This window comes from Nocardia sp. NPDC058114, assembly GCF_042884695.1.
Taxonomy (GTDB): Bacteria; Actinomycetota; Actinomycetes; order Mycobacteriales; family Mycobacteriaceae; genus Nocardia.
The window spans coordinates 62623-76339 of sequence record NZ_JBHVTK010000003.1 but is presented as its reverse complement, the minus strand read 5'-3'; the positions used below and the strand labels follow the sequence as shown (position 1 = coordinate 76339).

At 67.7% G+C, this 13717-nt stretch carries 15 protein-coding genes; 10 read left to right on the top strand and 5 right to left on the bottom strand.

Going from position 1 to position 13717, the window contains the following annotated elements; translation table 11 throughout:
• The first annotated feature begins 98 nt into the window (after positions 1-98).
• A complete protein-coding gene (locus ACFVVI_RS12840) occupies positions 99-1487 on the top strand; it encodes an FAD-dependent oxidoreductase (protein ID WP_387445475.1) in 1389 nt (462 codons plus the stop codon).
• 364 nt (positions 1488-1851) lie between these two features.
• Positions 1852-2703, top strand: a complete 852-nt coding sequence (locus ACFVVI_RS12835) for an amidohydrolase family protein (protein ID WP_378995910.1) — start codon at positions 1852-1854, stop codon at positions 2701-2703.
• Here the strand turns inward: ACFVVI_RS12835 and ACFVVI_RS12830 are convergent, their stop codons facing one another.
• Positions 2704-3186 carry a DUF456 domain-containing protein gene (locus ACFVVI_RS12830; protein ID WP_379314021.1) on the bottom strand — a complete coding sequence of 161 codons (483 nt, stop codon included), beginning with the start codon at positions 3184-3186 and terminating at the stop codon, positions 2704-2706. It abuts the gene before it with no gap.
• A gap of 128 nt (positions 3187-3314) precedes the next feature.
• On the opposite strand from ACFVVI_RS12830, the gene ACFVVI_RS12825 reads away from it, so the two are divergent.
• Positions 3315-4412: a CaiB/BaiF CoA transferase family protein gene (locus ACFVVI_RS12825; protein ID WP_379314017.1), complete on the top strand. Its 1098-nt coding sequence runs from the start codon at positions 3315-3317 to the stop codon at positions 4410-4412.
• Between the two features lie 78 nt (positions 4413-4490).
• Complete coding sequence (locus ACFVVI_RS12820; RefSeq protein WP_378655860.1) at positions 4491-4862, top strand: hypothetical protein; 372 nt, start codon at positions 4491-4493, stop codon at positions 4860-4862.
• On the opposite strand, the gene ACFVVI_RS12815 is transcribed toward ACFVVI_RS12820, so the two are convergent.
• Complete coding sequence (locus ACFVVI_RS12815; RefSeq protein ID WP_378995908.1) at positions 4849-6348, bottom strand: PLP-dependent aminotransferase family protein; 1500 nt, start codon at positions 6346-6348, stop codon at positions 4849-4851. The two genes, ACFVVI_RS12820 and ACFVVI_RS12815, sit on opposite strands and share 14 nt — an antisense overlap.
• Before the next feature lie 62 nt (positions 6349-6410).
• Here ACFVVI_RS12815 and ACFVVI_RS12810 point away from each other — a divergent pair, with 62 nt between their 5' ends.
• The 3 genes from ACFVVI_RS12810 to ACFVVI_RS12800 all read left to right on the top strand — a co-directional run bounded on the left by ACFVVI_RS12810 (position 6411) and on the right by ACFVVI_RS12800 (position 8271).
• Entirely contained in the window at positions 6411-6674 is a 264-nt protein-coding gene (locus ACFVVI_RS12810; protein WP_379314019.1) for a hypothetical protein, read from the top strand.
• A gap of 37 nt (positions 6675-6711) precedes the next feature.
• Positions 6712-7275: a methylated-DNA--[protein]-cysteine S-methyltransferase gene (locus ACFVVI_RS12805; RefSeq protein WP_387445471.1), complete on the top strand. Its 564-nt coding sequence runs from the start codon at positions 6712-6714 to the stop codon at positions 7273-7275.
• Positions 7276-7452: 177 nt separating this feature from the next.
• A complete protein-coding gene (locus tag ACFVVI_RS12800; RefSeq protein WP_378995901.1) occupies positions 7453-8271 on the top strand; it encodes an alpha/beta fold hydrolase in 819 nt (272 codons plus the stop codon).
• On the opposite strand, the gene ACFVVI_RS12795 is transcribed toward ACFVVI_RS12800, so the two are convergent.
• The 3 genes from ACFVVI_RS12795 to ACFVVI_RS12785 all read right to left on the bottom strand — a co-directional run bounded on the left by ACFVVI_RS12795 (position 8272) and on the right by ACFVVI_RS12785 (position 11163).
• Entirely contained in the window at positions 8272-8565 is a 294-nt protein-coding gene (locus ACFVVI_RS12795; protein WP_387445469.1) for a hypothetical protein, read from the bottom strand.
• 193 nt (positions 8566-8758) lie between these two features.
• Positions 8759-9640 (bottom strand): hypothetical protein, encoded by an 882-nt coding sequence (locus ACFVVI_RS12790; protein WP_387445467.1) that lies wholly within the window; start codon positions 9638-9640, stop codon positions 8759-8761.
• A 233-nt stretch (positions 9641-9873) separates the two neighbouring features.
• The gene (locus ACFVVI_RS12785; RefSeq protein WP_378995895.1) at positions 9874-11163 is read right to left on the bottom strand and encodes an adenylosuccinate synthase; all 1290 of its coding nucleotides are present in this window, start codon (positions 11161-11163) and stop codon (positions 9874-9876) included.
• 247 nt (positions 11164-11410) lie between these two features.
• On the opposite strand from ACFVVI_RS12785, the gene ACFVVI_RS12780 reads away from it, so the two are divergent.
• The 3 genes from ACFVVI_RS12780 to ACFVVI_RS12770 are packed head-to-tail and all read left to right on the top strand — an operon-like array spanning position 11411 to position 13717.
• Positions 11411-12040, top strand: a complete 630-nt coding sequence (locus tag ACFVVI_RS12780; protein WP_378633606.1) for a hypothetical protein — start codon at positions 11411-11413, stop codon at positions 12038-12040.
• Positions 12037-12825: a site-2 protease family protein gene (locus tag ACFVVI_RS12775; RefSeq protein WP_378655872.1), complete on the top strand. Its 789-nt coding sequence runs from the start codon at positions 12037-12039 to the stop codon at positions 12823-12825. The genes ACFVVI_RS12780 and ACFVVI_RS12775 overlap by 4 nt, the downstream gene beginning before the upstream one ends.
• Positions 12826-12862: 37 nt before the next feature.
• Entirely contained in the window at positions 12863-13717 is an 855-nt protein-coding gene (locus ACFVVI_RS12770; RefSeq protein WP_378995893.1) for a glycosyltransferase family 2 protein, read from the top strand.

Below are 13717 nucleotides of genomic sequence, written 5' to 3'. Positions count from 1 at the left end.
CCGACGTCGATGGCAGCTGCCAGTAAGCGGATGTCCGACTTAGCCTAAGCTAAGTTGACGCCGTCAAATCAGTTCTCGACCAAAGGGTGCGCGTAGAAATGACCGAACAGAGTGCAGCGACTCGCCCACTTCGCATTGCGATCGTGGGTGCGGGACCGGCCGGTATCTACGCCGCCGACGCGTTGATGAAGTCCGATGCCGACGTGAGCATCGACCTCTACGAGCGTATGCCCGCGCCCTTCGGCCTGATCCGCTACGGCGTCGCGCCCGATCACCCGCGCATCAAGGGCATCATCACCGCCCTGCACAAGGTCCTCGACAAGGACCAGGTCCGTCTGCTCGGCAACATCGACTACGGCACCGATATCACCCTCGACGACCTGCGCCAGTTCTACGACGCGGTCATCTTCTCCACCGGCGCCAACGCCGACCGCGCCCTGGCCATCCCCGGCATCGACCTCGACGGCTCCTACGGCGCCGCGGACTTCGTGTCCTGGTACGACGGCCACCCCGACGTCCCGCGTTCGTGGCCCCTCGATGCCGAGAAGGTCGCGGTCCTCGGTGTCGGCAACGTCGCCCTCGACGTCGCGCGCGTGCTCGCCAAGACCGGTGACGAACTGCTGCCGACCGAGATCCCGCCGAATGTCTACGAAGGTCTCAAGGGCAACAAGGCCCTCGAAGTTCACGTGTTCGGTCGTCGTGGTCCCGCGCAGGCCAAGTTCACGCCCCTCGAGCTGCGCGAACTGGATCACTCGCCGACGATCGAGGTCATCGTGAACCCCGAGGACATCGACTACGACGAGGGCTCCGAAGCCGCGCGCCGCAACTCCAAGCAGGTCGACATGGTCGCCAACACCTTGGAGCAGTGGGCCATCCGCGACCACGGCGACCGCCCGCACAAGCTGTTCCTGCACTTCTTCGAATCGCCCGCCGAGGTCCTCGGCGCCGACGGCAAGGTCGTCGGCCTGAAGACCGAACGCACCCAGCTCGACGGCACCGGCAACGTCAAGGGCACCGGCAACTTCACCGACTGGGACATCCAGGCCGTGTACCGCGCCGTGGGCTACCTCTCGCAGAACGTCACCCAGCTGCCGTTCGACGATCAGGCAGGCACGGTGCCCAACGAGGCCGGCCGCGTGATCGCCGACGACACCGCCGAAGGTGACGCCCGATTCATGCCCGCCACCTACGTGACCGGCTGGATCAAGCGCGGCCCGGTCGGCCTCATCGGCCACACCAAGGGCGACGCCAACGAGACCATCGCCTGCCTGCTCGACGACGCCAAGGCCTTCGCCCCCGCGCCGAAGCCCGAGCTCGACGCCGTCACCGAGTTCCTCGAGGGCAAGGGCATCCCGTTCACCACCTGGGCGGGCTGGTACCGCCTCGACGCCCACGAGCGCGCCCTCGGCGAGCCCGAAGGCCGTGAGCGCGTGAAGGTCGTGGAGCGCGAGGACATGCTGCGCGCCTCCGAGCCGAACAAGGCCTGAGTTTTTGGCGCGCTGGCGCGCGCGTGTTCGCGGCCCTGAATGGCCCGCCGATCAGGCACCCGTGGTTTGTGGATCGTGGCCAAAGCAAACGCGCCGGGAAAGGGGGGCGGGCGGGGGGTGGCGGGGCCCTTTACGGCCCGCCCATCCCGGCAGGTTTGTCCCTCCGCGCCCCCCCCACCGCAACGGCGCCTGATCGGCGGGCCGGCCGCGAATCGGCGGCTTCGCCGCCGATCCCTCCTCGGGGTCGGGATGTGCGGGGGTTGGGTGTGCTGTCATGGCAGAACTCGGGGTTTCAGTGGTCCCGTCCTAGTGGGGGCGCGACGTTGAGCGCGCTCGCGCCGCAGAGATAAGGCATTCTGTACTGGTGTTCGATGCCCACGTCCACATCATCGATCCGCGGTTTCCGCTGATCGAGAACGAAGGCTATCTCCCCGAGCCCTACGTGATCGATGACTATCGAAAGCGTATGGCGCACTTCGATGTTCGCGGCGGTGCTGTCGTCAGCGCGTCTTTCCAAGGCGCTGATCAGACGTACCTGAAGGCAGCACTGGCCGCGCTCGGTCCCGACTGGGTCGGCGTGACCCGGCTCGATCTCGACGCCACCGACGACGAGATCCTCGCGCTGAACCGGGCAGGCGTACGCGCCCTGCGGTTCAACCTCAAGCGCGCCGCCGCCGACATCACCGAGATGACACTGCAGGCGTTGCGCGCCCACGAACTGGCGGGCTGGCACGTGGAGCTCTACATCGACGGTCAGATGCTGGCCTCGCTGCAACCGGTGATCTCGAAGCTGCCCGCGCTCTCGATCGACCATCTCGGCATGTCCGACGAGGGTCTGCCGTACCTGCTCGACCTGGTGGACCGCGGCGCGCGGGTGAAGGCGACCGGGTTCGGCCGGGTCGAGATGGATGTGGCCGAGACGCTGCGACGCATCCACACCGTCAACCCGGGTGCGCTGATGTTCGGCAGCGATCTGCCCGGCACGCGCGCAGGCAGGCCGTTCGAGGAGCGCGATGTGGACCTGATCTCGCAGGTGGTCGGCTCCGATATCCACGCGGTGCTCGAGGACAATGCCCGCGAGTTCTACCGGCTGCCCGCGGTGCGTCGCCCGAAATCCGAGCCGCTACCCCGCACCGAGAATCCGACTATCCCGATCCCGCGCAACCAGCTCCCCGGCGCGGACGACCACACCCGTCCGCTGCCGATCATCGAGTAGTCAGCTGATGATCGCGCCGGTGAGCCACACACCGGACGCGATCAGCGCGCCGAACAACTCGACCAGCATCGACAAGCCGACGCCCTTGAGCGCGTGCACGGTCGCGGGCCAGGCCAGGTCGTTGGTCTTCAAGCGGTACAGCTCGGCCAGGTACACACCGAGCACGAAGCCGATGAACAGGCCGACGATCGGGATCACGAAGAAGCCGGCGATGCCGAGCACCGCACCGGCCAGTAGCGCACGATTCGACACCCCGGCTTCGCGCATCCGCTTGCCCGGCCAGGTGTACTTCACGATGCCGGAGAGCGCCAGCGCGACGGTGGCGATCGCCAGCACCGTCCAGGCCGTCGTACCGCCGGTCATGAACGCCCACACCGCGATTGCCGCGAAGATGAGGATCACGCCCGGCAGAATCGGTACGATCACGCCGACGATGCCGACCAGAATGACAAGGCCGACAACGACCTCACCCCACACGCCCACTACCGGGTCCTCCCGTTGCCACGCCGAGTCGCGCTCGTGCGAATTCTCGCCCATGCTCTACCCGAGCCGCCACCCCAGCGCTATTGTCGGAGTGTCAATACCGTTCGACGACGAACTGAGGTCACCGCGTGAGCACGGAGTCCACCGCCAAGCAGGGGCCCCTTGCGGGCATCAAGGTCATCGAGTTGGCAGGCATCGGGCCAGGTCCGCACGCCGCGCTGCTGCTGGCCGACCTCGGCGCCGACGTGGTGCGCGTGCAGCGCCCGAACCAGCTGCCCGGCTTCATGGAACGCCCCCAGTGGCGCGGGCGAACGATCGTCGAGGCGAATCTGAAGGACCCCGCCGACGTCGCCAAGATCCTCGACCTGGTCGAGAAGGCCGACGTGCTGCTCGAGGGCTTCCGCCCCGGCGTCACCGAGCGCATGGGCCTCGGACCCGACGACGCGCTGGCCCGCAACCCGCGCCTGGTGTACGGCCGGATGACAGGCTGGGGCCAGCACGGCCCGCTCGCCGATCGCGCGGGACACGACATCAACTACATCTCGCTCACCGGTGTGCTCAATGCCATCGGACGCAAGGGCGAGCGGCCGGTGCCGCCGCTGAACATGGTCGGCGACTTCGGTGGCGGCTCGATGTTCCTGGTGTTCGGCGTGCTCGCCGCGCTGGTGGAGCGGCAGAATTCCGGCAAGGGCCAGGTGATCGACGCCGCGATGATCGATGGCGCGCTTGCCCTTTCGCACATGATCTGGGGTATGCGCGGGGTCGGCCTGTGGTCCGACGAGCGCGGCACCAACCTGCTCGATACCGGCATGGCCTTCTACGACACCTACGAGACCTCCGACGGCAAGTACATGGCCGTCGGCGCGATCGAGCCGCAGTTCTACGCCGAACTGCTGGCGGGGCTGGAGATCGACCCGGAAGGTCTGCCGATGCAGATCGACCCGAACGGTCAGGAACAGCTGCGCAAGCTGTTCACCGACAAGTTCCTGACGAAGACCCGCGACGAGTGGGCCGCGATCTTCGACGGCACCGATGCCTGCACCACACCGGTGCTGACCTTCACCGAGGCCACCGAGAACCCGCACATCGTGGCCCGTACCGGCCTGATCGACATCGACGGTGTGGTCCAGCACGCGCCCGCACCGCGCTTCTCGCGCACACCGGGCGGCACACCCACTCCCCCGCCGAACGTCGCGACACCGATCGAAACGGTCTGGGCTGACTGATTTGGCGGCCTGTCGTCGGTAAAGTTTTCCACTATCGACGACAGGCCGAGGTTCCGAACCGTCAGAACCCCACCGAAGGTGCTCGCCGCCCTCATCGCGGTCACCACCTTCGGCGCGGCAGTGCTGTGCTTCATCCTGGCCGAGGGATTGTTCGACACCCGTACCGCGCAGATCGCCGAAAACCATTGCCACAGTGCGGCACCGGTGCCGGTGATGGTGAGCGTGCTGAACGGGCTGGCGACCGGGATGCTGCTGGCCGCCGCCGTTTCGCTGCTGTGCCTGCTGGTGCTGCTGTTCCGCTATCCGTCCGAACGCGGCGCCGTCGCGGTGCCGCTGACCGCGGTGGGGTTGGTGGCCTCGGTGCTGTTCATGTTCGGGGCGGGGTACGAAACCGTGCGCCCCGAACCGGCTTCCACCGGGCACAACCCGTGCGCGTTCAGTAGCAGGTGAGTGGCTGGAGCGGATCGGCGGCGCGGGGCGTGAGGGCGTCGTAGGCCGCGGCGATGGATTTGACGGCGATGCGCAGCTCGGCTTCGGGGTGGGTGTACGGCAGCCGGACGAAACGCTCGAACGCGCCCTGGACGCCGAAACGTGGTCCGGCGGCCAGCAATACGCCGTGATTGGGCGCGGTGGCGGCGAGCGCGGTGGAGACCGGGCTCGGCAGCTGGGCCCACACCGACATACCGCCCGCGCCGACCGTGATGTGCCAACCGGGGAGGTCTTCGGCGACGGCGTCGAGCAGGGCGGTGCGCTGGGCGCGCAGCTGTTCGCGACGACGCTCGAGAATGGGTTCGGCGTTCTCGAGCAGGTGGACGGTGGCCAGCTGATCCATCACCGGGGTGCCGAGGTCGACCGTGGAGCGGATGCCGAGCAGTTTGGTGATCAGCGGCTGACTGGTACGGATCCAGCCGACCCGCAGGCCACCCCAGAACGACTTCGACGCCGAACCGATGGTGACGATCTCCGAGCCCTTCGCGAACGCGGCGACCGGCGGGGGCATGGTCCCGTCCGACAGGTTCAGTTCGCCCATCGACTCGTCGACGACGACGGTCATCCTGGTGTCGCGGGCGATGGCGGCCAGTTCGGCGCGGCCCTCGGCGCCGAGCAGCAGTCCGGTGGGGTTGTTGAAGTCGGGAACCAGATAGGCCAGGGTGGCCGCGGTCTGCCGCGCCGTACTGCGCAGACCTTCGAGATCCCAACCGGCATCGGGGAATTCGGGTCGTAGTGGAATCGGGATGGGGCGGGCGCCGACGTCGCGGATGGCTTCGATGGCGTTCGGGTAGGACGGGTGCTCGATCAGGACCCGGGCGCCGGGCGAGGCGAGCACGTTGAGGAGCAGCCGAAGTCCGTGCTGCGCACCGAGGGTCACCAGGATCTGGTCCGGTTCCGTCGGCAGACCGCGCGCGGTGTAGCGGCGGGCCAGTGCTTCGCGCAGCGCGAGAATGCCGACCGGGTCCATCCCGTGGGTGCCGAGGTAGGACGGGATTCCTTGCAGCGCTGTCGAATACGCGTCGTGGAGTTCGGGGGACGCGGGCATCGCGGCATAGGTCATGTCGATGGTCGGCAGTTCCGGCTGCGCCATCAGGGCCATGATGCCGCGGCTGGGCTTGGCGCCGTCGTGCTGGATCGCGGGCGGCAGCGCGACAGTGCTGCGAGAACCCTGGCGGCTGATCAGGTAGCCGTGTTCGCGCAGCAGCGAATAGGTGGAGGTGATGGTGGTGCGGCTGACGCCGAGAGTCCCCGCCAGATCGCGCTCGCTGGGCAGGGCCACGCCGAGTGGGGCGCGGCCGTCGTGGATCAGCAGGCGGATGGCTTCGGCCAGGGCCAGGTAGGCGGGCCGGTGCGGGCGGCGTTCGGCCTCGCCGCCGGTTTCGGGATCACGCCACCGGCCGAGGTCGCGAGCCAAGCCTGCCGCACCGATCACTCTTGTCGCCATAAAGTCCAGTATTCCCTAAGTGGATATTTTGAAGCAAGGCCAGTGGGTGGATTCTTACTGGCATGACCACTTTCCTAGCCCTCACCGTTGCCGTTGCCTTCGGGTTGGCGGTCTACCACTTTTCGCCCAAGAAGGGCGAACTACCCTTCTGGCCCTTCCAATATCTGCCCCATGACCGGGCATTCGGCACCTACGACGAGCAACGCCTCTACCGGGATCTCGATGCGATGCGTTCCTACGAGGTGGGCGACGATGCAGTCCAGTCGCCCGAAACTGGCCTTGAAGTCCAGTCGACAGACACGCAGCGAGGGTCGCTCGCCGCGTGAGTGTGTCTTTGTCGGTGGGTCGGCGCACACTGTGATCATGAGTGACTCGACGCAGACCGAGACGGTGGTCTCGGCACTGTTCGACACCGCTATCGGGCTGTGCGCGATCGCCTGGCACGGTGACGCCGTTGTCCGGTTCCAGCTGCCCGAGGCCAGCGAGGAGGAAACCCTCGCCCGGATCACCCGGCCGTTCGCCGGGTCCCCGGTGCCGGAGAGCGCGCCGGGGCCCGTGATCGTCGAGGCGATCGCGGGAATTCGCGCCCACCTCGATGGAGCGGTCGACGCACTGCGCTGGATCGAGGTGGACCTACGGGGTGCACCGGAATTCCATCGCGCGGTGTACTCGGTGACGCGCGAGATCGACCCGGGTCACACGCTCAGCTACGGCGATATCGCCGGCCGGATCGGAGCTCCCGGCTCCGCGCAGGCCGTCGGACAAGCGTTGGGGCGCAACCCGGTGCCGCTCATCATTCCCTGCCATCGGGTGCTCGCGGCCGATCACGCGCTGCACGGATTCTCGGCGCCGGGCGGGATCGGCACCAAGGCGCGGCTGCTGGAGATCGAACGGACGCCGGGCTTCGGTGAACCGATGCTGTTCTGATCGGCAACCCGTTCTGCAGCGCACCGATGAATTCTCGCGACGCGTCCCGTCTCAACGAACAAGATCAGCTCGCCCGGCTCGTACCAGCTGCCGGGTCCGCGAAACCCACGCGGACCTGCGGTCGAGATGATCGCGTACCGTCGAGCGCGGCGGCCCGTTATCGAGAGGAATTCCCCCATGCAGACTGTGACGTCGGCCGACGGCACCACGATCGCCTACGACCGGATCGGTGAGGGGACCGCCGGGACCGTCATCCTGATCGGTGGCGCCTTCAGCTACCGTGCGTTCCCCACGATGGTCGAACTCGCGCAGGCGCTGGCCGACGACTACGGGCTCACGGTGCTCAACTACGACCGGCGCGGGCGCGGTGACAGCACCGACTCCCCCGGCGTGTACGACGCGGCCAACGAGATCGCCGATATCGCGGCGCTGGTCGAGGCCGCGGGCGGGAAAGCGGCGCTGTTCGGCTGGTCCTCCGGCGCCGCGCTGGCGCTGCTGGCAGCGCGGTCCGTGCCCGGCGTCACCGAGGTGGTGGCATTCGAGCCACCGTTCGTGGTCGACGCGAAAGGCCATGTGCCACCGAAGGATCTGGCAGCCAAGCTGCACCCGATGATCGCGGCGGGCGATCGCGGGAAGACCGTGCGGTACTACATGACCAAGGCGATGGGGATGCCGTTGCTCATGGTGGCGGCGATGCGGGTGACACCCTTCTGGAAGACGCTGACGGCAACGTCGAACTCGACCGCGCACGACTGGGCCGTGATGAAGCCGTACATGCAGGGCAAGAAGCTGGACCCCGCCGACTGGCGAGGAGTCGAGGTGCCGGTGCTCGTACTGGCGGGCGACCGCACCGCACCGCTGCTCATCAAGGGCTCGAAGGCCGCCGCCCAGGTGCTCCCGAACGCGCGATTCGCCGAACTCCCCGGCGTGAGCCACAACCCCAAGATCTCGATCCTCGCCCCCGCCGTCGGCGAATTCCTCACCCGCACACAGTAATCAGGGCGGTGGTGGGTGATCGCGGAAGAACTGGCACGGCTCACCGGTGAGGTAGCCGTCCAGACACGCGAAATAGACCTGGACGCAGCTGTTACTCGTGCAACCGACGGTATAGAGCATCCCGCGAATGCGTTCGTTGCGCTGCTGCGAGGGGGCGAGAGTCTGCGCGGGCGGCGGCGCCGAACTCACCGGGGAGACGCTGGGCGAGGGAGCCGGGTCGTCCGGGGCGGCGCAAGCGGGCAGGACCGCCAGCGCGAGCAGAGCCGCCGCGGCTGACCCACGTCGCAGAGCCATCATCCACCTCCGTCCGAAACCCTTCTCGACGCTACCCCGGCGAGTATTCCGACGCCGAAGTGGTCGCCGGGGGCCGATTCCCACCGGGATCGCAGGACTACGGCCGTGCGGTTGGGGACCTATTACGCCGAGCGCCCGGTCCGGCCGGAGTTCCGACCGGACCGGGCGATGGGTGAGCCCGGCCGACAACCGATCAGAGAGTCGCGCCGTAACCGCTGCCGAGCACGCCGCCTGCGACGGCACCCGCCGCGGCTGCGGGGACGCCGAGCACTGCGGCGCCGGTAGCCGCACCCGCCGCGGCGCCGATGGCAGCGCCCGCACCGGTGCTGGCGGCTGCGATCGGCCACGCCAGGGCAAAGCCCGCGGGAATCGCCGCCAGGGCGCTCGCGCCCGCGGTCGGGACCGCGGCCGCGGCACCGAGAATCGCGGCCGCACCCGCGGTGCCCGCGGCGCCCACCGCGAAGCCGACCCCGGCACCGATGCCGGCGCCGATGAGGCCGCCGCCGACCGCGCCGACCGCGGCAGCCGGAACACCCGCGATCGCGGCTCCGGCCAGCGCGCCACCGACGGTCGCCGCGGCGATCTTGTCCGAGCGGCTCGGGTTGATGCCGACCGAGCGGCCCTGGGTGGCGATCGCGGCTTCGGCGTCGGCGGCGGTGCCGTTCACACCATCGAGGACGTCGTTCGGAACCTCGTCCGGGACCGGGCTGGTGAAGTCGCCGATGCGCAGTGTCCGCTCGGGCGGGGCGATCGGGGCCACCGGCTCGACCGGCTCCGGAAGGTGGAGCTCCTCGATGACGATCGGCGGGGCCGGGGTGGTGTACTCCGGCACCGGGCGCGACTCCGGACGCTCAGGCGTGAGATGCCCGAGCGAATCCGGACCGTCGAACTTCGCCAGATCCGAGCGACCGCCTTCGTCGGCAGGCGACTCGGTGGTGACACCCGGCTGCACCGGAGCCACATTCACACCCGGCTGCGGCACCGCGATAGCGACGCCCGCACAGGCGAGGGCCAACGCCATGGGCACCACCCCGATCACCGGCCGAGCGACCCGCCGCACCGTCGAAGAGTTCACATTCACAGACCGACGGATCACGCCGACACCCGCTAACACTCGAGGAGAACGGCACGTCCCCGCGTGCCGCCCCGCGACGATAGCGTTAGCCAGCTGGATGCCACAAATCGATAGCGAGTCCACATAATTCGCGCACACCGCCCTGACCAGTACCGATACTCGGAACCCCACCCAAAACAAAGGTCCGGTGCCGTAACCGGCACCGGACCTCCGACTGGTTTCCCAGGCTCACATCACCCGAGCACGTCGTGCCGAACGATCGTCTGGTCGCGACCCGGACCCACACCGATGCACGAGATCCGCGCACCCGACAGCTCTTCCAGCCGCAGCACGTAAGCCTGGGCGTTGGCGGGCAGCTCCTCGAAGGTGCGGGCGTGGGAGATGTCCTCCCACCAACCCGGCAGCTCCTCGTAGATCGGCTTGGCGTGGTGGAACTCGGTCTGCGTAGTCGGCATCTGCTCGACCCGCTTGCCGTCGATCTCGTACGCCACGCAGATCGGCACCGTATCCAGCCCGGACAGCACGTCCAGCTTGGTGAGGAAGTAATCGGTGACCCCGTTGACGCGCGTGGCGTACCGGCTGATCACCGCGTCGAACCAGCCACAACGCCGCGCACGACCGGTGGTGACACCGACCTCGCCGCCGTTCTTGGCCAGGAACTCACCGAAGTTGTCGAACAGCTCGGTCGGGAACGGGCCGGAGCCGACGCGGGTGGTGTAGCACTTGAGAATGCCGAGCACCGTGTCGATCTTGTTCGGTCCGATACCCGAACCCACCGCCGCGCCACCCGCGGTCGGGTTCGACGAGGTGACGAACGGGTAGGTGCCGTGGTCGACGTCGAGCAGCGTGCCCTGCGAGCCTTCGAGCAGCACGGTGTCGCCGCGCTCGAGCGCCAGGTTCAGCTCGAGCCGGGTGTCGGAGATGCGGTGCTTGAACGATTCGGCCTGCTCGAGCACCTCGTCCACCACCTGCTGCGGGTCGAGCGCGCGGCGGTTGTAGATCTTGACCAGCACCTGGTTCTTGAACTCCAGGGCGGCTTCGACCTTCTGGGTGAGGATCTTCTCGTCGAGCACGTCTGCCACCCGGACGCCGACGCGGGCGACCTTGTCCTGGTAGCAGGGACCGATACCGCGACCGGTGGTGCCGATCTTGCGGTTGCCGAGGAAGCGTTCGGTGACCTTATCGATGGCCACGTGATACGGCATGATCAGGTGCGCGTCAGCGGAGAGCAGCAGGCCGGAGGTGTCGACTCCGCGCTCTTCCAGACCGGCCAGTTCGTCGAGCAGCACGCCCGGGTCGACGACGACACCGTTACCGATGACGTTCTTCACACCGGGGGTGAGGATGCCGGACGGAATCAGGTGCAGCGCGAACTTGTCGCCATTGGGAAGAACCACCGTGTGGCCGGCATTGTTGCCGCCCTGGTATCGGACCACCCACTGCAACCGCTCACCGAGCAGGTCTGTAGCTTTGCCCTTACCCTCGTCGCCCCATTGGGCACCGATGAGGACGATTGCCGGCATTTCGGAGTCTCCTACAGATCGACGGCAGCACACGCGGCACTGCAGCTACCTGCCGTACTGAGGCGGTGGCCGGAGACACAGTCTAGCCGACGCCTGATCAGGTCCCGTCGACCTGCCCCGCCGGAGCGGTTCGACCCCGCCCTACCGCACCTGCCCTGATCGGTTACGGTTACCAGTCGGCAGTGATTTTGCGTGACCGAGGAGGGTGTACCGCAGTTTGAGTACCCACGTTCTCCGATGCGGTGAAATGCCGGTCCCGATCGCGCTCTCCTCGTTACCCAACACCCAGACCGGGCGTGTCCCCGATGTCGCGGTGATCGACGAGTTGCTTCCGGTGCTGGCTGCCGACAGCCTGCCGCGCCTGATCGTGCTCGGCGCCGATGCCTCGCTCGCGGCCGTGCTCACCCATCTGATGCGCACCGAGCGATTGCACGTCGAAGTCGGTTTCGTCCCGGTCGACACCACCTACGCCTCGCGGGTCTATCAGACCGGAACCGGCAACGGCGCCGCGAAGCGAGCGGTAGAGGGCCGGGCGATCGAGACCCCGCTGATCCGCGACGACACCGGCACCGTGCTGGTCGGCCGCGCGAGCATCACCGGTGTGGACGGCGCGAAGCTCGAGGGCGAAGCCTATGTCGACGACACGCTGCTGTTCACCGGCAAGGTCACCACGATGCTGATCTCGCCCACGATGACCATGCCCGGCGTCCGCGCGCGAGTGCGCAAGGGCCTGCGCAAGCGCACCTGGGTGTCCGGCCGCGCCGCCCAGCTCGGGACGCCGGGGGCGGTCGTCACCCGCGACGGGATCACCGCCGAACGCACCGTCCCCCGCTCGACCTTCTATCGATTCGAACAACCCTGGCTATTGGTGCGATGACCTATTCCTTCCCCTCGGATCGGCGGTCCGGGCACAGCGCGGTCCGGCCGAGCCCGGTTTTCCTGCTGATCGTCCTGATCACCGTGGGCGGCGGTGCGCTCGCCTGGGACGCCGACATCGATTCGGTGCGCGCCAAGGTCGGCGTCTTCGTGCTCGTGGTGTTCGGCTGGATCATCAGTTTGTGCCTGCACGAGTTCTCCCACGCGTATGTGGCGTGGCGGGCAGGCGATCACGAGGTGGAGGTGCGTGGGTATCTCACGCTGAATCCGCTGAAGTACAGCCACCCGGTGCTGTCGATCGGTCTGCCGCTGGTGTTCATCGCGCTCGGTGGCATCGGGTTGCCCGGCGGTGCGGTGTATGTGGACACGACACGGTTCAAGACGAGTGTGCAGCGCCTGGTGAGCGCGGTCGGACCCGCGTCGAACGCGCTGTGCGCGGTGGTGCTGCTGATCGTGATCCGGGCTTTCGGCTCGGTCGCCGAGCATCCCGCGTTCTGGTGCGGGCTCAGCTTTCTGGCGTTTCTGCAGATCACGGCGTTTCTGCTGAACATTCTGCCGGTGCCGGGGCTGGACGGCTACGGCATCATCGAGCCGTCGCTGAGTTACCAGACCCGGCGCTCGCTCGATCAGTTCAAGCCCTACGGCATGTTGATCCTGTTCGCTGTCATCTTTTTCACCCCGCTGAGTCAGGTGTTTTTCAACGGTGTTTACGCATTGTTCGAACTGTCCGGGGTACCTGAGGTGTGGGCCGCCTATGGTGGCCAATTGACCCGATTCTGGCGTTAGCCTCGGGTCAGCATCGACCCTGGAACGGAAATTGCGTATGAGCTCCACCGGATCGTCCGCTGTCCTGTCCGTCGTCATCCCGGCGCTCGACGAAGCAGCGGGCATCACCGCATGCCTCGAGCGCCTCGTCGACCAGGACACGATCGATGAGATCGTCGTCGTCGACAACGGCAGCACCGACAACACCCGCGAGATCGTCGCCGAACTCGCCACCCGACATCCCAAGATCGAGCTGATCTGTGAGCCGCAGCCCGGCGTCGCGTTCGCTCGCAACACCGGCTTCGACAAGGCTCGCGGGGACTACCTCGGCCGCATCGACGCCGACACCCTCGTCTCCCCCGAGTGGGGCGCCACCGTGCGCGCCCACCTCGACTCCTACTCGGACACCATGGCGGTGACCGGCATCAGCACCTATCACGACTCCCCCATCGGCATCTTCCTCGCGGCCGCGATCGGCGGCCAGGAACGGCTGGGGATGATCAAGACCCAGCCCGTCGGCAATGTGCACGGCGCCAATATGGCGATCCGGCGCTCGGCGTGGGACCAGGTGCGTGCCGCCACCACCACCCGTCGCGACCTGCACGAAGACCTCGACCTGGCGCTGTGCCTGTCGAAGGCGAAGCTGCGCATCGACCAGCTGCCGACGCTGCGGGCCGAGATCTCCGCGCGCCGTCGCAAGACCCCGCCGGACGTGTGGTGGCAGTACCAATTGCGCGGCCTGCAGACCATCGCCAATCAGGGCTACGCCATCGTGCCGTTCCACCGCGCGGTGATCACCGGCGCCTGGATCATGCACACCTCGCAGTGGCCGATCTACCGGGCGTGGGATTTCGATCGCAAGCGTTTCTCGCTGCGATCGGGGCGCCCACGCGTTTCCCCCGTCGGCAACTGA

Coding starts and splice junctions, on each gene's coding strand:
- ACFVVI_RS12800 (WP_378995901.1), top strand. CDS start 7,453: ATGCAGACTGTGACGTCGGCCGACGGCACCACGATCGCCTACGACCGG.
- ACFVVI_RS12785 (WP_378995895.1), bottom strand. CDS start 11,163: ATGCCGGCAATCGTCCTCATCGGTGCCCAATGGGGCGACGAGGGTAAG.
- ACFVVI_RS12780 (WP_378633606.1), top strand. CDS start 11,411: ATGCCGGTCCCGATCGCGCTCTCCTCGTTACCCAACACCCAGACCGGG.
- ACFVVI_RS12795 (WP_387445469.1), bottom strand. CDS start 8,565: ATGGCTCTGCGACGTGGGTCAGCCGCGGCGGCTCTGCTCGCGCTGGCG.
- ACFVVI_RS12840 (WP_387445475.1), top strand. CDS start 99: ATGACCGAACAGAGTGCAGCGACTCGCCCACTTCGCATTGCGATCGTG.
- ACFVVI_RS12775 (WP_378655872.1), top strand. CDS start 12,037: ATGACCTATTCCTTCCCCTCGGATCGGCGGTCCGGGCACAGCGCGGTC.
- ACFVVI_RS12810 (WP_379314019.1), top strand. CDS start 6,411: ATGACCACTTTCCTAGCCCTCACCGTTGCCGTTGCCTTCGGGTTGGCG.
- ACFVVI_RS12805 (WP_387445471.1), top strand. CDS start 6,712: ATGAGTGACTCGACGCAGACCGAGACGGTGGTCTCGGCACTGTTCGAC.
- ACFVVI_RS12815 (WP_378995908.1), bottom strand. CDS start 6,348: ATGGCGACAAGAGTGATCGGTGCGGCAGGCTTGGCTCGCGACCTCGGC.
- ACFVVI_RS12770 (WP_378995893.1), top strand. CDS start 12,863: ATGAGCTCCACCGGATCGTCCGCTGTCCTGTCCGTCGTCATCCCGGCG.